Genomic DNA, 14,936 nt, shown 5'->3' on the forward strand with positions numbered 1-14,936 from the left:
CGCACCTCGAAGGAGAACACGCATGATCAAACTGTCCCCACGAGCCCAAATGGCTGTCGGCGTTGCCCTGGTGGCGCTGATGGCGATGACCCGCGGGCAGCATCTTGCCTCGGTCAACTTGCCGAGCGCCTCTTGGGCGGTGTTCTTCCTGGCTGGTGCATTGTTAGCGCCGCGCTGGGTCTTCCCGGGGCTATTCGTCGAGGCTTCGCTGCTGGACCTGGCCTCGATGGGCTGGGAAGTCGCCGGTAGCTATTGCATGTCCCCGTCGTATTGGATGTTGCTGCCGGCCTACGGTGCGCTCTGGTGGGGCGGACGCACCTATGCGCGGTTGCACCAGCCACACTGGCGCAGCCTCGCGGTGTTGGCGGCCTGCATGGCAGCCAGTGCGTTCGTTTGCTATCTGTTCTCCGGCGGTGGCTTCCTGTTCTTCTCCGGCCGTTATGAAGAGCCGTCGTTGGCGCTACTGGTCGAACGTATCGTGCACTACTACCCGCGCAACCTTGGCACCATGGCGGCGTATGTGGGTATGGCGGCGCTGCTGTTCGTCGGGCTGCGGGGCTTTAGCGCTGAGCGCGCTGAGGCTCGGGCATGAGCGAATCGACTGAGCGCGACGCCCGGCACCGCGCACGTATGCAGCGCAAGAAAGCGGTGGTCGACGAAAAAATCGCCGCCGCACAGGACGAATACGGCCTTCTGTTAGTGCACACCGGCAACGGCAAGGGCAAGAGCAGCTCCGCCTTTGGCATGGTCGCTCGTGCGCTCGGCCACGGCATCAAGGTCGGCGTCGTTCAGTTCATCAAGGGTGCGGCCAGCACCGGTGAGGAGAATTTCTTCCGGCGCTTTCCTGACGAGATCCGCTATTACGTAATGGGCGAAGGCTTCACGTGGGAAACTCAGGATCGTCAGCGCGACATTGCCAAGGCCCAGGAGGCCTGGGCGGTTGCAGCGCAGCTGTTGGCCGATTCGAATGTCGGTCTGGTCGTGCTCGATGAACTCAACATCGCACTCAAATACGGTTATCTCGAGTTGGAGACCGTACTGGCCGACATCGAATCGCGGCCGCTATTGCAGCACGTGGTCGTGACCGGCCGAGGCGCCCCGCCTGCGCTGATCGACGCGGCGGATACCGTGACCGAAATGAACCTGGTCAAGCACGCCTTCAAGGCGGGCGTCAAAGCGCAAAAAGGAATCGAATACTGATGCAGGGGCTTGCAGCCGGCGCCGGGCGACGCGGGGCTATGGATGACTGAAGTGCGTCAATGTCCTGCATTGCTCATCGCCGCGCCGGCATCCGGTCAAGGCAAAACCACCGTGACGGCTGGCCTGGCCCGACTCCATGCCCGGCAGGGGCGACGGGTTCGGGTCTTCAAGTGCGGCCCCGATTTTCTTGATCCGATGGTGCTGGCGCGGGCCAGCGGCCACCCGGTCTACCAGATCGATTTGTGGATGGTCGGTGAGGCGGAAAGCCGGCGGCTGCTCTGGGAGGCCGCGCGCGACGCCGACCTGATCCTTATCGAAGGAGTCATGGGCTTGTTCGACGGTACGCCATCTGCAGCTGATCTGGCGCGCAGCTTCGGCGTGCCGGTGCTGGCGGTGGTGGACGGCTCCGCCATGGCGCAAACGTTCGGGGCGTTGGCGCATGGCCTGGCGAGCTACCAGCCGGACCTGCCGTTCGCGGGCGTGCTGGCCAACCGCGTCGGTAGCTCGCGTCATGGTGAAATCCTGCGTGATTGCCTGCCGGCGCACATCGACTGGTACGGAGCCATGCCGCGCAGCGAGCAGGTTGGGCTGCCCAGCCGACATCTCGGCCTGGTACAAGCGCAGGAACTGGCTGACCTGGATGCACGGCTGGATGCTGCAGCGGACGCTCTGGCCAGCAGTGCTGATAGCGAGCTGCCGGCACTGGTGAGCTTCGCGCCACCCCGGCAGGAAGCCATCCCGCGTTTGCTAGAGGGCGTTCGCATCGGTGTAGCGCGCGATGCCGCGTTCGCATTCGTTTACCAGGCCAATCTCGATCTCTTGCAGCAGCTTGGCGCCGAGCTGCTGTTTTTTTCCCCGCTCAGGTTCGCGCGGTTGCCGGCGGTGGACAGCCTCTATCTGCCGGGTGGTTACCCGGAGTTGCACCTCAAGGCCCTGGCTCGAAACCGCGCCATGGGCGAGGCAATCCGGGCGCACCACGAAGCGGGCAAACCGACACTCGCCGAGTGCGGCGGCATGCTTTATCTGATGGACGGGCTCACCGACCGCGATGGCCAGCGAGAGGCCATGCTTGGGCTGCTGCCTGGCGAGGCGCGCATGCAACCGCGCCTCGCCGCGCTGGCCTTGCAAGAGGTTCAGTTGCCGGAGGGCCGGTTGCGTGGCCACACGTATCACCATTCCGCCCTCGATACGCCGATGCGGCCGCTGGCACGGGGTGAGTGTCCAAACTACAAACGCACCGCCGAGGCGGTGTATCGTCAGCACCGCTTGACGGCTTCCTACATTCATTTCTACATGCCATCCGATCCGGTGGCCGCTGCGGCATTGCTGACTCCATGACTGATTCTGCGTTTACTGATGAGCAGCGCGCCGGCGTCTATCGTGCTATCGCCGAGCGGCGTGACATGCGCCATTTCTGCGGTGGCTCCATTGCGCCGGAATTGCTGGCGCGGCTGCTCGAGGCCGCGCACCAGGCGCCCAGTGTGGGGCTGATGCAGCCGTGGCGTTTCCTGCGTATCAGCCAGCCGGACCTTCGCAAGGCAATCGCTGATCTGGTGGAGAATGAGCGCCTGCAGACTGCTGAGGCGTTGGGCGAGCGCAGCGACGAATTCATGCAGCTCAAGGTCGAAGGCATCCGCGAATGCGCCGAGGTGCTGGTCGTCGCCCTAATGGACGGCCGCGAGCGGTACGTGTTCGGCCGGCGTACCCTGCCGGAAATGGACCTGGCTTCCGCATCCTGTGCGATCCAGAACCTTTGGCTGGCCGCACGGGCTGAGGGGCTCGGCATGGGCTGGGTGTCGCTTTTCGATCCGGAAGCGCTGGCCCAGTTGCTGCAAATGCCCGAGGGCGCCAAGCCGATCGCCGTGATTTGCCTGGGCCCCGTCGAGGCGTTCTACTCTGCGCCCATGCTGCAGCTCGAAGGCTGGGCCGAACCACGGCCGCTGGCTGAATTGAGTTATCTCGATCGCTGGGGCAACCCGGCGTGAGCTTGGCGCTGTCCTGCTTGGCCGGCATCGGCCTCGATGCTTGGCTCGGTGAGCCGCGGCGTGCTCATCCCTTGGTTGCGTTCGGTCGCTGGGCCGATACGTTGGAACGCCATTTCAATGGGCCGGATGGGCGCGGCTGGCGTAGCCACGGCGTTACCGCATGGTGCCTGGCAGTGCTGCCACTGACGGTGCTGGCCTGGCTGCTGGCGTGCCTGCCAGCTATCGGTGGGCTGGTCGAAATCGCGCTGCTTTATTGCGCGCTGGGCTTGCGCAGCTTGGGCGACCACCTGCTGCCAGTGGCGCGGGCACTGCGCCAGGGCGATCTGCATGAAGCACGTCGACGAGTGGGTTTCATCGTCAGCCGCGACACCCGCAACCTGGATGCGCAAGGTGTCGCCCGCGCGGCCACCGAATCGGCGCTTGAAAATGGCAGCGATGCGGTCTTTGCAGCGCTGTTCTGGTTCGCCGTGGCGGGCGCACCCGGAGTGGTGCTGTATCGCCTGAGCAACACGCTCGACGCCATGTGGGGTTATCGCAGCCCGCGCTTCGAGCGTTTTGGCTGGGCCGCGGCACGCATCGACGATCTGTTGAATTTCTTTCCGGCGCGGCTGGTGGCGCTCACCTATGCGTTACTCGGTCGTACGCGTCGCGCACGGTACTGCTGGCGAACGCAGGCGCCACAGTGGGACAGCCCCAACGCCGGCCCGGTGATGGCGGCAGGCGCCGGCGCACTTGGCGTCACGCTCGGCGGTGCAGCGATCTACCACGGCGAGGTGCACCCGAGGCCGATCCTGGGTGAGGGCCCAGCGCCAGAGGCGCGCGACATCGAGCGGGCGCTGGACATGGTGTGGGCGGGCGTCGGGCTCTGGCTGCTAGCGCTGCTGCTCGGAGGTTGGTTGCATGCTTGAGCACGGCGGACGTCTACGCGCCGCAGCGCGCGATTTCGACATCCCGCTGGCCGATTGGCTTGACCTCTCTACAGGTGTCGCGCCCTACGGCTTCGAGCTGCCGCCGGTCCCGGCCGAAGCCTGGCTCCGCCTGCCAGAGGTAGACGATGAGCTCAGTGCGGTTGCGCGTGGCTACTACGGTGTGGCCTCGCTACTGCCGGTGGCCGGCTCGCAAGCTGCAATCCAGGCGCTGCCGCGATTGAGGCTGCGTTCGCATGTGGGCATCGTCTCGCCGTGTTATGGCGAACACGCGCAAGCCTGGCGCCGCGAGGGGCATCGGCTCTATGAGTTCAGTGAAGGCAGCGTGTCGCGCGCGCTCGATCAGCTCGATGTGCTGGTGGTGGTCAACCCGAACAATCCTACCGGTCGCCTGTTGCCGGCCGAGCAGCTGCTCGACTGGCATGCGCGCCTCGCGGAGCGTGGTGGCTGGTTGGTGGTCGACGAGGCGTTCATCGATGCGACACCGGAGCATAGCCTGGCCGCGCATAGCCATTTGCCGGGGCTGGTGGTGCTGCGCTCGTTCGGTAAGTTCTTCGCCATGGCAGGGGCGCGGCTGGGTTTTGTATTGGGTGAGGGCGAATGGTTGCAGGTGCTAGAGCGTTCTCTGGGACCATGGCCAGTAGCCGGCCCATCGCGCTTCATCGGTGCCGCATTGCTTGCCGACCGGGATGGCCAAACGCGCCAACGCCAGCGCCTGCAGGCCGATACCGATCGGCTTGCGGCATTACTGACGGCAAACCGATTGCCGCCCAGTGGAGGCTGCGCGCTGTTCCAGTGGGTGCTGACCGAGGAGGCGAGCATGCTGCGTGAGTTCCTGGGTTGCCAGGGCATCCTGGTGCGTCACTTCGGACACCCATCGAGCCTGCGCTTCGGCCTGCCGCCAGACGAGGCGGGCTGGGCGCGTCTCGAGCGGGCGCTGACGCACTACCAGGCGCTGCGCGCATGACCAGTCTCATGGTTCAGGGCACGACCTCGGATGCTGGCAAGAGCACGCTGGTGACGGCGCTGTGCCGCTGGCTCATGCGCCAGGGTGTCGGGGTCGCCCCGTTCAAGCCGCAGAACATGGCGCTCAACAGTGCGGTGACGGTCGACGGTGGCGAGATCGGTCGCGCCCAGGCCGTGCAGGCGCAGGCCGCGGGGCTGGCGCCGCACACCGACATGAATCCGGTTCTGCTCAAGCCCAACAGTGACATCGGCGCCCAAGTCATCATTCATGGTCGCGCTGTGACCAGCATGGACGCGGCGGCCTACCACGATTACAAACGTGTCGCCCTGCAAGCGGTGCTGGAATCGCACCGGCGGCTGGAAACGGCCTACGACGTCGTGATGGTGGAGGGCGCCGGGTCGCCGGCCGAAATCAACCTGCGCGCTAACGACATCGCCAACATGGGCTTTGCCGAAGCGGTCGATTGCCCCGTCATCCTTATCGCGGACATCGACAAGGGCGGCGTATTCGCACACCTCGTGGGCACACTGGCGCTGCTGTCACCGAGCGAGCAGGCTCGTGTGAAGGGTTTCGTGATCAACCGTTTCAGAGGTGATATCGCGCTCCTGCAGCCTGGGCTGGACTGGCTCGAGGCGCGCACCGGCAAACCGGTGCTCGGCGTGCTGCCGTACCTGATGGATTTCCATCTCGAAGCCGAGGACGCCGTGGATGTACGGCAGATCGCCAAGGCCGAGCAGACCTTGCGCGTGGTGGTGCCGGTACTGCCGCGCATCAGCAACCACACCGACTTCGATCCGTTGCGCCTGCATCCTCAGGTGGACCTGCGCTTTGTCGGCCCGGGGCAGGCGATTCCCCCAGCGGACTTGATCATCCTGCCAGGCTCGAAAAGCGTTCGCGCCGACCTCGCATGGTTGCGCGAACAGGGATGGCCGCACGTGATCGAGCGGCACCTGCGCTACGGAGGCAAGCTGCTCGGTATCTGCGGCGGGTTGCAGATGCTCGGCCAGACCGTCGCCGATCCGCTTGGTCTGGAAGGCCCTGCGGGTACCAGCAATGGCCTCGACCTGTTGCCATTGAGCACAGAGCTCGCGGCTCAAAAGCAACTGCGTAACGTGCGCGGGCGGCTCTGCCTGGATGGCGTCGAAATTGCCGGATATGAAATTCATGCGGGCGTCACGCAGGTGGCCGACACTGCGCACGCTGCGGTTCAGCTGGATGACGGTCGCGCGGACGGCGCCGTCAGCGCGGATGGCCAGATACTCGGCACCTACCTGCATGGCCTGTTCGAGCTACCCGAAGCATGCGCGTCGCTGTTGCGCTGGGCCGGCCTGGACGAGGTCGAGCAGGTCGATTACCACGCCTTGCGCGAGCGTGACATCGAACGGCTCGCCGACTTGGTGGACGGCCACCTCGACACCCGTCTGTTGCGCCAACTCTGCGGCCTCTGAACTGCAACGCTGGAGACCCCTATGCTTGATCTGATTCTCGGCGGTGCCCGCTCCGGCAAGAGCCGGCTGGCCGAGCGCCTCGCCAGCGCGAGCGGCCTGGCCGTGACCTACATCGCCACCAGCCAGCCACTCGACGGCGAAATGGCGGCGCGCATCGCCCAGCACCGCGCCCGCCGGCCGGCTGCTTGGGCGCTCGTCGAGGAGCCGCTGGCGCTCGCGACAACCTTGCGCCAGCACGCCCATCAGGATTCCTGCCTGCTGGTCGACTGCCTGACGCTGTGGTTGACCAACCTGCTCATGTTCGAGGATTCGGCACGCCTGGTCGAAGAGCGTGACGCGCTGCTCGACTGCCTGGCTGCGCTGCCTGGGCGCGTAGTTATGGTCAGCAACGAAACCGGACTTGGCGTGGTGCCCCTCGGCGAGCTGAGCCGCCGTTATGTCGATGAGGCAGGCTGGTTGCATCAGGCCATTGCAGCGCGCGCTGATCGGGTCGTCTTCACCGTGGCCGGTCTGCCGATGATTTTGAAAGGAGAACCGCTGTGAACGAGCTTTGGTGGCAGTCGGCCTGCCGTATGCCGAATGCAGAGGCGCGGAAGGCCGCGCAGCTACGCGATGCCGAGCTGACCAAACCGCTCGGTGCGCTCGGTCGCGTCGATGCGCTGGTGCCGACGCTTGCCGCCCTTCAGGGCCAAGAGCGACCCAGCCTCGATCGAGTCTGGATCAGCATTTTTGCGGGCGACCACGGTGTCGCCGCGGAGGGCGTTTCCGCGTTTCCGCAATCGGTGACCGGGCAGATGCTGGCCAACTTCGTCGGTGGGGGTGCAGCGATCAGCGTGCTGGCGCGGGAGCTGTCGGCCGTACTCGAAGTCATCGACCTGGGCACAGCTCACCCGGTCGGGCCACTGCCGGGCGTGCGTCACCTGGCGCTTGGCCCGGGTACGGCGAATTTCGTCGAGGGCGCAGCGATGACCGCCGAAACCTGCCATCAGGCGCTTGCAGCGGGCCGTGAGAGCGTATGTCGAGCGCAGGCGGAGCAGGGCACTGAACTGTTCATCGGCGGCGAGATGGGTATCGGCAACACCACCACGGCGGCCGCCCTGGCGTGCGCCTTGCTCGGCTGCGGCCCGCACGATCTGGCCGGCCCTGGGACCGGGCTGGATGCGGCAGGAGTTGCACACAAACGCGCCGTGATCGAGCGGGCGCTGGCGCTTCACGCTGGTCCGCATGATGCGTTTGGCTGGTTGCAGCGCCTCGGTGGTTTTGAACTGGCTGCGCTGACCGGGGCCTACCTGGCCTGTGCGCAGCAGGGGGTGGTCGCGCTGGTCGACGGGTTTATCTGCAGCGTCGCTGCGCTCTGTGCGGTGCGCCTGAATCCGGGTTGTCGCGAGTGGCTGCTGTTCGCTCACCGCTCAGCCGAGCCCGGTCACGTTGCGGTGCTCGAAGCACTCGACGCCAAGCCTTTGCTGGACCTAGGCCTGAGGCTGGGCGAGGGCAGTGGCGCGGCGCTCGCGGTGCCGCTGTTGCGCATGGCCTGTGCGCTGCATGCCGGCATGGCGACATTTGCCGAAGCAGCGGTGGCTGGGCAGCACGCATGAACCTGCACCTGGACATGCTGCGTCACGGCGAGACGGTTTCCGGTGGCGGCTTCCGTGGTCGCCTGGACGACGAGCTGACCGCCGACGGCTGGCAGCAGATGCGCCGCGCTGTGATTGGGCAAGCGCCCTGGTCGCGCATCATCAGTTCGCCATTGAAGCGATGCGCCCGGTTCGCCGCCGAACTGGCCGAACAGCATGGCGTCGCGCTTGAACTGGAACCGGGCTTCCGCGAGCTGGATTTCGGTGAGTGGGAAGGGCTGACCGCAGCCGCCCTGATGGTCGACCGGAGCGAGCAACTGGGGCGCTTTTGGCAGGACCCGTATGGTTTCACGCCGCCAGGTGGCGAGCCGCTCGTCGATTTCGAGGCGCGAGTTTTAACGGCCCTTGAGCAGGTCACCGATCGGTGGGCCGGGGAGCAGATCCTGCTGGTAACGCATGCCGGTGTGATGCGGCTGTTACTTGCCGAAGCACGTGGCCTGCCGCGCGAGCGGCTGCTCGACGTCGAAGTGCGGCATGGCAGCCTGTTCGGATTGAAGGTGGGTTTTCGCGACGCCACGCTTTGGCTGGAGGAGACATGCAACCAGTCCTGATCGCGCTGCAATTTCTCACCTGCCTGCCCATTCGCCTGCGGCAGATGCCCTCAGCCCGCGCCATCGGCCACTCGCTCCCTTTCTACCCGCTGGTAGGGCTTCTACTGGGGGGTGTGCTCTGGCTCCTCGCCGCACTGCTCGACACCTCGGCGCCGCCTCTGGTGGCGGCGTTGATGCTCGCTGTGTGGGTTGCGCTGACGGGCGCGCTGCACCTCGATGGGCTGGCCGACAGCGCTGATGCCTGGCTTGGTGGGCTTGGCGATCGCCAGCGGACGCTGGCCATCATGAAAGACCCGTGCAGCGGACCGGTGGCCGTCGTGGTGCTGGTCCTGGTGCTGTTGCTCAAATTCATCGCGCTTTGGGTACTCCTTGCCGAAGGTGACCGGTCAGCCTTGCTGCTGGCTCCGGTGCTTGGCCGTGCGGCACTGCCTGCGCTTTTCCTGCATACGCCTTATGTGCGGCCAGGCGGTTTGGGCCAAGCGCTCGCCGAGCACCTGCCGCGGCGGCAGGTTGGTTTGGCTTTGCTCGTGGTGGTGACCGGCTGCGTGCTGTTGGGCAGCGACGGCTGGCTGGCGCTGGCCGTGGCCTTGCTGGTCGGCGCGTTGGTACGGCGTGCGATGTACCGCCGGCTGGGCGGCACGACTGGCGATACGGCAGGCGCCCTGTTGGAGCTGGTCGAATGTGCCGTGCTGGTCGCGCTGGCGTTATGGGCCTGACCTTCAGCCAAGCAGCGCAACCGATTTGATCTGTGCCCACATCGGCTTGCCGGGGCCGATCTCAAGCTGATCGGCCGAGCGTCGCGTGATCCGTGCAAGCAGAGGCGTGCCCTGCGCATCGAGCCGTACCAGCACATGAGCGGGCGTGTCGGCGTCGGCCAGTTGCTCGACGCGAACAGGCAGCAGGTTGCTGATGCTGGTGCCCTGCGCCCGCTCCAGCGCAAGGCTGACATCCCGGGCATGCACGCGAAAGCGTAGGGGGTGGCCGATGGGTTCGTCCCGCAGACCGACCAGCACCTCGCCGCCGCTGAATCCGAGGCGGGTCAGGTGGTAGTGCGCGTCGTGCTCGGTAATCCGCGATTCGATGACCACACCGGCGTCGTCGCCGAACGCGGTCGGCAGGTCAAGGCGCGCCAGGGTTTCCCTTAGTTCGCCGTGCGCGATGACTCGCCCGTTTTCCAGCAGCACCAGGTGATCGGCCAGCCGCGCCACCTCATCCGGTGCGTGGCTGACGTAGAGCATGGCGATATCCAATTGGGCGTGCAGTCGTTCCAGGTACGGCAGTATTTCCGCCTTGCGCCCGGCATCCAGCGCGGCCAGTGGTTCGTCCATGAGCAGCAGCCGCGGGCTGGTCAGCAGGGCCCGGGCGATGGCGACGCGCTGGCGTTCGCCTCCGGAAAGCCGGTCGGGCGCGCGCTCGAGCAGGTTGCCGAGCCCGAGCAAATCGACCGCCTGGTCCCAGACCACGCGGTGTGCCTTGGTCGGCACCCGCTTCATGCCGAACTCGAGATTGCGACGCACGGAAAGATGGCTGAAGAGATTGGCCTCTTGGAAGACATAGCCGATTGCCCGCCGATGGGGTGGAACAAGCACGCCGCGCGTGGTATCCAGCCAACAGGCGCCGTCGACTTCCAGGTATCCGCGGGCATGCCGCTCCAAGCCGGCGATGCAACGCAGCAGGCTGGTCTTGCCGGAGCCTGAGGCACCGAAGAGGGCGGTTACGCCACGTCCGCTCAGGTCAAGATCCACATCGAGTTTGAACCCTGGGTAATCCAGTCGCAGCTTGGCGCGTATCGCGCGGGTCGTCTGGTTCATCCGCGCCACACCTGAGCGCGGCCGCCCCCGTAGAGCATCAGCAGTACGACGAAGGCGAAGGCCAGCATGCCGCCGGCGAGCCAGTGCGCCTGGGCGTACTCCATCGCCTCGACATGGTCGTAGATCTGTACGGACACCACGCGCGTCTTGTCCGGGATATTGCCGCCAATCATCAATACCACCCCAAACTCACCCACCGTATGGGCGAATCCCAGCACGCTGGCCGTGACGAACCCGGGCCGGGCAAGAGGCAGTACGACGTGAACGAAACGGTCCAGCGGGCTGGCGCGCAAGGTGGCGGCTGCTTCGAGCGGTCGATCGCCGATGGCCTCGAACGCGTTCTGCAGCGGCTGGATGACGAACGGCATTGAATAGAACACCGAGCCCACGACGAGCCCGGCAAAGCTGAAAGCCAGCGTACCCAAACCGAGCCATTGAGTGAGCTGGCCGACCGGACCGTTTGGCCCCATCGCGATCAGGAGATAAAAGCCCAGCACGCTTGGCGGCAGAACCAGCGGTAGCGCGACCACGGCACCGACCGGGCCACGCAGGGGCGAAGCGGTGCGCGCCAGCCACCAGGCAATGGGGGTGCCGATCATTAGAAGGATCAAGGTGGTGACGCTGGCGAGCTTGAGCGTTAGCCAAATCGCTGCGATCCCAGCGTCGTCAATCGGTAGCATCGGCGGCGTCCAGTTCGTAGCCATAGGTTTCGATCAGCGCTCTGGTCGACGGACGTTGCAGGTAGGCGAGCAGGGCGCGGCCTGCCGGGTTGTCGGCACTGGCTTGCAGCAGCACGGCATCCTGCCGTATCGGTGGGTGCCGATCCGGCGGCACGACCCAGGCGGAGCCCGCGACGTTGCCAGCGCTGTCGATCACCTGGGACAAGGCTACAAAGCCCAGCTCGGCGTTGCCGCTGGCGACGAACTGATGGGTCTGCGCAATGTTTTCACCCTGCACCAGCCGGCCCTGCAGCCTGGATTCGAGCCAGAGCGACGCCAGGGTCGCTATGGCTGCCGCGCCATAAGGCGCCGTCTTGGGGTTCGCCACCGCAAGGTGTGCGAACCCCTGCTCGCGGAGCACGTGGCCCTGGTTGTCGACGTAGCCGACGCGGGGCGACCACAGCACTAGAGTGCCAATGGCATAGGTGAACCGGCTACCTGCGGCGACCAGGCCATCCTGCTCGAGTTGCGCCGGGACTTTCTCATCGGCGGCCAACAGCACATCGAACGGCGCGCCATTGCGAATTTGCGCGTAGAGCTTGCCGGTCGAGCCAAAGACGAGTCCTACCCGGTGGCCGGTGTCGCGCTCGAAGCGCTCGGCGATAGCCTGCATGGGCGTACTGAAGTTGGATGCAACGGCGACGCGCACCTCGGCGGCATGGCTGACCCAGGGCAGGCAGATCAATGCGAGAACCAGCAAAAGGCGAAACGGCATGCGGGGCTCCTAGTCGACGGCGATGATGACGTGCGAGGCCTTGATCAGCGCCGTACAGGGCTGACCGAGCGCCAGGCCCAGCTCGGCGGCGCTTTCGTTCGTGATCACGGCGCCCAGGGTGCGATTGCCCGCCAGTGCAAGCTTGACGTCGCAATTGACGGCGCCGGGCGTCAGTGCGCTGATGGTCCCGGTGAGTCGGTTACGCGCGCTGATCCGAATGTCCGGGTCGGGAGACAGCAGGACGAAGCTGGCCTTGATCAGCGCAATTGCAGGCTTGCCGGGGCTGAGCTGGAGCTCGTCGATACTGTCATTGGTGAGCGTGGCGGTGATGGTCTGCCCTTCACCGATGTCCAGCTGCAGGCTGGCGTTGACCGCACCTTTCTCCACATGGGTGATGCGGCCTCGAAACTGGTTGCGCGCGCTGGTTTTCATGGCGATGGCCTTGAGCAATCGGTCGATGTCATCGAACCCCTCGATACCCCGCGATACCTCAGCGAGAAAGCGTTCGTATTCGTGCTGCATGCGGCGCCAAACGTGCAGCATCTCGCGGCCGAAGTCGGTCAGCTGCGTACCGCCACCACCCGCTCCGCCAGCTGCACGCGTAACCAGCGGGCGCTCGGACAGGTTGTTCATCGCATCGACCGCATCCCAGGCGGCCTTGTAGCTGAGCTTGGCGGCCTTGGCGGCCTGACTGATCGAGCCGGTGGCTTCGATCTGCTCCAGGAGCTCGATGCGCTTGCCGCCGAGATAGCCCTTCTCGCCCCGGTTGAACCAAAGGTGGCCATCGATGCGTAGCGAATCGAGCGGAGGGGAGTGGCTCATGGTGCGCTCCTTTGTCGTGCGGCCATTCTGCCAAGCGCTATATGTTTTTGTATATAACGCTATTCGACCGAATCGTTGCCGAGCCGCCAGCGGCGGAGTAGCGTGGCGGCGATCAGTCCAGGAGAAATGCCATGAAGCGTCACCTGCTTGCTGCGCTGTCCGTTTTATACGCTGGCTCGCTGCTGGCGGCCGAATGCCCGGCCGTGCTCGATCATGAGCTGCCAACCTTGCGCGCCAAGGGGACGGTTGACCTTTGCGAGCGATACCGCGGCAAGGCCTTGGTTGTCGTGAATACAGCCAGCTATTGCGGCTTCGCGCCGCAGTTCGAAGGGCTCGAGGCGCTCTACCAGCGCTACAAGGACGAGGGGCTGGAGATCCTGGGTGTGCCTTCAGATGACTTCTTTCAGGAGTCGGACGATGCCGCTGAGACCGCCGAAGTTTGCTACGTGAACTATGGCGTGACCTTTCAGATGACCCAGACGCAGCCGGTGCGTGGCCGTGATGCGACGCCGTTGTTCAAGGTGCTGGCTGAGCAGGCGGGTGGCGCGCCGCGCTGGAACTTCTACAAGTACGTGGTCGATCGTGAGGGGCGGGTCGTCGAGTACTTTTCCAGCAAGGTCGAGCCGGACGATCCGGCGTTGATCGCGGCAGTGGAAAAGGCGTTGGAGAAATAGGGAGAGCCCCGGCCGATCGGCCGGGGCGGGGTGCATCAGAAGCGGTAAGTCAGCCCGGCACCGAAGCCGTGGGCGCTGTTCTTGAAAGTCGCGTCGTAGTTGGCTACGAGCGCACCACCCTGGTAGGAGCGGCTGCGGCTGATGTCGACTTCCTCTTCCCGTAGGTAGGAGTAGGCCAGGTCGAGCGTGACGTCGTCCGTAGGATTCCACGCCAAGCCGAAGCTGATCGCGGTGCGATCGCCCGTTGGAATACGCGGCGAGCGATGGACATTGTTGGTCGGGCTCTGGTCAAACGCGAGGCCAGTGCGCAGCGTCCACTCCTTGTTCAGCTTGTACGCCGCACCGATCGCGTAGGACCAGGTGTCGTGCCAGTCCTGCTCTTCGACGATGGGAGCAAGATTGCCCTGCAGCGCCAGCGGGATGCCGTCGTTCTCGATGACGATGGCTTCGAAGCGGCTCCAGCGGGTCCACATGGCGCCTGCATATACCGTCCACTGGTCGTTGAGGTCGTGCGTCACCGACATGTCAACAGACTCGGGCGTATCGAGTTCCAGCGAGGCGTCGTACTTGCCCGAGGCACCAGACAGATCGAAGCTGCCGCCGGAGAGCTTGGTGTCACCCTCGAGCTTGTAAGCGACTTTCGAACGGTAGGTGATGCCAGCACGGGTGCTAGGCGTGAACTCGTAAAGCAAACCCGCGTTGAAACCGAGGGCGGTATCGTCGCCTTGAACCTTGACCTGACCATCGTTCGAGCCAAGCGGACCGAACGGGTTCGGGGACGCGCTGCGCAGCTCGCCGTCGATGCGGTTGATCGTCGGGCCGAAGCCAACGGACAACTTTTCATTGAACCGGTAGCTGACAGTGGGCTGTACGGTGATCACGCGTACTTCGCTGTAGTCACCAAAATAACGGCCCTGGTAGCCGCTTTCGTAATCGGTTACCAGACCGAACGGCACATAAATGCCGACGCCCACGGCCCACTTGTCGTCGACCGGCTTGACGTAATAGCCCATCGGTACGGCGGTGACCGGCACCATGTCGCCGTCGTTGCTGCCGCCATAGGGCAGGTTCAGGCCGCCCAATGCAGGGCCGGAGAACGAGCCCGAATTATCCTTGATATCCGTTTTGGCATTGATCGCGGCCATGCCGAAGCTGACTTCTTCGCGCTTGAGGCGGGACATGCCGGCCGGGTTGCCGAACAGGGTGGTAGCGTCGTCGGCGGAAGATGAGCGGCCGGCAAAGGAGGTGCCCATGCCGCTGATGCTTTGTTCGTTGAGGGCGAAGCCGGCAGCCATGGCCTGGGTGGAAAGGGCGCCTACGGCTACGGCGATTGCAGTCTTCAACCAAGTTGTTTTCATTGTTGTACTCCGGGGGAAAAAGCGGCTCGGACCCTATCAAGCTTCATTGATTCGCGGCAAACGAAAGAGTGCAATTTTTCGTAAAGCACGACGATTGGCGCCGATAAACGGTTTAACGCGCAATAA

The 14,936-nt window shown here is 65.0% G+C and carries 17 protein-coding genes; 12 read left to right on the forward strand and 5 right to left on the reverse strand.

Annotated features, from left to right (window positions below):
* Positions 1-22: 22 nt before the first annotated feature.
* From M1D78_RS07105 to M1D78_RS07155, 11 genes are read left to right on the forward strand one after another with little or no spacing between them, the layout of a single operon-like run.
* A complete protein-coding gene (locus M1D78_RS07105) occupies positions 23-592 on the forward strand; it encodes a hypothetical protein (protein WP_437419909.1) in 570 nt (189 codons plus the stop codon).
* Positions 589-1,200: a cob(I)yrinic acid a,c-diamide adenosyltransferase gene (gene cobO, locus M1D78_RS07110; RefSeq protein WP_437419908.1), complete on the forward strand. Its 612-nt coding sequence runs from the start codon at positions 589-591 to the stop codon at positions 1,198-1,200. The genes M1D78_RS07105 and cobO overlap by 4 nt, the downstream gene beginning before the upstream one ends.
* Before the next feature lie 42 nt (positions 1,201-1,242).
* The gene (locus tag M1D78_RS07115) at positions 1,243-2,538 is read left to right on the forward strand and encodes a cobyrinate a,c-diamide synthase (protein ID WP_437419907.1); all 1,296 of its coding nucleotides are present in this window, start codon (positions 1,243-1,245) and stop codon (positions 2,536-2,538) included.
* Entirely contained in the window at positions 2,535-3,185 is a 651-nt protein-coding gene (gene bluB / locus M1D78_RS07120) for a 5,6-dimethylbenzimidazole synthase (RefSeq protein ID WP_437419906.1), read from the forward strand. The genes M1D78_RS07115 and bluB overlap by 4 nt, the downstream gene beginning before the upstream one ends.
* Positions 3,182-4,093 (forward strand): adenosylcobinamide-phosphate synthase CbiB, encoded by a 912-nt coding sequence (gene cbiB / locus M1D78_RS07125; RefSeq protein ID WP_437419905.1) that lies wholly within the window; start codon positions 3,182-3,184, stop codon positions 4,091-4,093. Before bluB ends, cbiB begins: the two co-directional genes overlap by 4 nt.
* A complete protein-coding gene (gene cobD, locus M1D78_RS07130) occupies positions 4,086-5,078 on the forward strand; it encodes a threonine-phosphate decarboxylase CobD (protein ID WP_437419904.1) in 993 nt (330 codons plus the stop codon). Before cbiB ends, cobD begins: the two co-directional genes overlap by 8 nt.
* Entirely contained in the window at positions 5,075-6,526 is a 1,452-nt protein-coding gene (locus M1D78_RS07135; RefSeq protein ID WP_437419903.1) for a cobyric acid synthase, read from the forward strand. Before cobD ends, M1D78_RS07135 begins: the two co-directional genes overlap by 4 nt.
* 21 nt (positions 6,527-6,547) lie before the next feature.
* Positions 6,548-7,069 (forward strand): bifunctional adenosylcobinamide kinase/adenosylcobinamide-phosphate guanylyltransferase, encoded by a 522-nt coding sequence (gene cobU / locus M1D78_RS07140; protein WP_437419902.1) that lies wholly within the window; start codon positions 6,548-6,550, stop codon positions 7,067-7,069.
* A 29-nt stretch (positions 7,070-7,098) separates the two neighbouring features.
* Positions 7,099-8,121, forward strand: a complete 1,023-nt coding sequence (cobT, locus tag M1D78_RS07145; RefSeq protein WP_457933582.1) for a nicotinate-nucleotide--dimethylbenzimidazole phosphoribosyltransferase — start codon at positions 7,099-7,101, stop codon at positions 8,119-8,121.
* On the forward strand, positions 8,118-8,711 hold the full coding sequence (cobC, locus tag M1D78_RS07150) for an alpha-ribazole phosphatase family protein (RefSeq protein WP_437419900.1): 594 nt from the start codon (positions 8,118-8,120) through the stop codon (positions 8,709-8,711). Before cobT ends, cobC begins: the two co-directional genes overlap by 4 nt.
* Complete coding sequence (locus tag M1D78_RS07155) at positions 8,696-9,427, forward strand: adenosylcobinamide-GDP ribazoletransferase (RefSeq protein WP_437419899.1); 732 nt, start codon at positions 8,696-8,698, stop codon at positions 9,425-9,427. The genes cobC and M1D78_RS07155 overlap by 16 nt, the downstream gene beginning before the upstream one ends.
* Before the next feature lie 3 nt (positions 9,428-9,430).
* Here the strand turns inward: M1D78_RS07155 and modC are convergent, their stop codons facing one another.
* Genes modC through M1D78_RS07175 form a run of 4 tightly spaced genes read right to left on the reverse strand, consistent with a single transcriptional unit; the run spans position 9,431 to position 12,778 of the window.
* Positions 9,431-10,522, reverse strand: a complete 1,092-nt coding sequence (modC, locus tag M1D78_RS07160) for a molybdenum ABC transporter ATP-binding protein (protein WP_437419898.1) — start codon at positions 10,520-10,522, stop codon at positions 9,431-9,433.
* Positions 10,519-11,202, reverse strand: coding sequence for a molybdate ABC transporter permease subunit (gene modB, locus M1D78_RS07165; RefSeq protein WP_437419897.1), 684 nt, complete (start codon positions 11,200-11,202; stop codon positions 10,519-10,521). Before modB ends, modC begins: the two co-directional genes overlap by 4 nt.
* Positions 11,189-11,956 carry a molybdate ABC transporter substrate-binding protein gene (gene modA, locus M1D78_RS07170; protein WP_437419896.1) on the reverse strand — a complete coding sequence of 256 codons (768 nt, stop codon included), beginning with the start codon at positions 11,954-11,956 and terminating at the stop codon, positions 11,189-11,191. Before modA ends, modB begins: the two co-directional genes overlap by 14 nt.
* A gap of 9 nt (positions 11,957-11,965) precedes the next feature.
* The gene (locus M1D78_RS07175; RefSeq protein WP_437419895.1) at positions 11,966-12,778 is read right to left on the reverse strand and encodes a TOBE domain-containing protein; all 813 of its coding nucleotides are present in this window, start codon (positions 12,776-12,778) and stop codon (positions 11,966-11,968) included.
* Positions 12,779-12,909: 131 nt separating this feature from the next.
* On the opposite strand from M1D78_RS07175, the gene M1D78_RS07180 reads away from it, so the two are divergent.
* Positions 12,910-13,452 carry a glutathione peroxidase gene (locus M1D78_RS07180; protein WP_437419894.1) on the forward strand — a complete coding sequence of 181 codons (543 nt, stop codon included), beginning with the start codon at positions 12,910-12,912 and terminating at the stop codon, positions 13,450-13,452.
* Positions 13,453-13,487: 35 nt separating this feature from the next.
* On the opposite strand, the gene M1D78_RS07185 is transcribed toward M1D78_RS07180, so the two are convergent.
* The gene (locus tag M1D78_RS07185; RefSeq protein ID WP_437419893.1) at positions 13,488-14,810 is read right to left on the reverse strand and encodes an OmpP1/FadL family transporter; all 1,323 of its coding nucleotides are present in this window, start codon (positions 14,808-14,810) and stop codon (positions 13,488-13,490) included.
* Positions 14,811-14,936: the final 126 nt, after the last annotated feature.

The organism is Pseudomonas sp. SA195 (assembly GCF_054131565.1).